General features: G+C 30.5%; 1 protein-coding gene and 1 pseudogene. One reads left to right on the top strand and one right to left on the bottom strand.

The genetic code is table 11. The features are described 5' to 3' along the window. Positions 1-30 precede the first annotated feature (30 nt). Positions 31-753, bottom strand: coding sequence for a queuosine precursor transporter (locus Q0370_RS01710; protein ID WP_146961457.1), 723 nt, complete (start codon positions 751-753; stop codon positions 31-33). 65 nt (positions 754-818) lie between these two features. Here Q0370_RS01710 and Q0370_RS01705 point away from each other — a divergent pair. Next, a pseudogene (locus Q0370_RS01705) lies at positions 819-1,300 on the top strand (fatty acid-binding protein DegV); the annotation flags it as partial.

The raw sequence follows: 1,300 nt of genomic DNA, 5'->3' as shown, positions 1-1,300 counted from the left end.
CTTTTTTATTTTTTATCAAATATTCTAATATCAATCACTTATTTTACCTTGTTTTTTCCATAAAGTTGCAATATACACAAAAGGTGTATCCAACAGCGAAATTACAATTTTTAATAAATATGTTGAAAATATAATTCCAATTACTGTTTTAAACGGATAAACTCCTGTAAATGCCAAAAATGAGAACACAATATTGTCTAAAATTTGACTTATCATTGTACTCGCGTTGTTTCTAATCCAAATATCTCTATAAGATGGTCTAAATTTTCTAATAAATTGATAAGACCAAATATCAAATGACTGAGAAACTGCAAATCCGCACACACTTGAAATCGCAAGTCTTGGCATAAATCCAAATACTGCTGATAAAGCACCTTGCATTGTATCATCAGGCGAAACTTTTACTTTTAGCACAATTTGCATTATAAATGTTGTAAATAACATTGCAGCAAAACCTAGCGAAACTACTTTTCTAGAATAATGTTTCCCTTCGTTTTCTGTCAAAATATCCGACGCCAAATAAATTCCTCCGTAAGCAATATTTCCCATTGTGATGCCATCAAAACCAAACAAGGTCATCATTTTTCCAACTTGAATATTAGCTAGAACGATTGACAATGGCACAACTGATAGAAGTCCTCCTTTTCCCCAAAATCTGTAAGCCAGTGCAACTGCTGAAAAATTCAATATTAAATATCCTAGCCACAATAATTCATTTACCCCAAATTGCAGGTGATTTAAGAAATTAAGCATTCATTTCCTCCTTAAAAATTTTTACAAATAAAAAAATTGATAAAACAAAATCGGCATTTGTGATTTTGGCAGATTCTGAAAATTTGAAGGATGAGTTTTTAAAACTTGGTGCAGATGTGGTAATCTTGGGAGGACAAAGTAAAAATCCAAGTGTTCAGGAAATATTAAATGCAATTGATAAAGCTGAAAAAGAAAATGTTTATGTCTTGCCAAACAACAAAAATGTTATTACAACAGCTAAAATGGCCGCTGAAAAATCTCAAAAAACAGTAATGGTTCTGGATACTAAAACAATGCTTGATGGATATTATTTCTTAAAACACAAAGAAAGTGATATTGATGAAGTAAAAGAAGCCGCTGCAAGAAACTATTCTGTGGAAATTACTAAAGCTGTAAGAGATACAAAAGTAGACGAACTGACAATAGCAAAAAATGACTTTATAGGGCTTGTGAATGGAAAAATAAAATATGCAAAAAAATCGTTAAAAGATATTACAGATGCTATATTAGCTGATTTAGTAACTAAAAATACAATAACAGCCATTAT

Origin of the sequence: uncultured Leptotrichia sp., assembly GCF_938036635.1 — a bacterium.
Classification (GTDB): domain Bacteria; phylum Fusobacteriota; class Fusobacteriia; order Fusobacteriales; family Leptotrichiaceae; genus Leptotrichia; species Leptotrichia hongkongensis.
Note: the sequence above shows the minus strand (reverse complement) of the source record. Positions and strands in the feature narration are given on the sequence as shown.

Bases quoted from the DNA above. Each gene is read 5' to 3' on its own strand.
- Q0370_RS01710 (WP_146961457.1), bottom strand. From the start codon at position 753: ATGCTTAATTTCTTAAATCACCTGCAATTTGGGGTAAATGAATTATTG.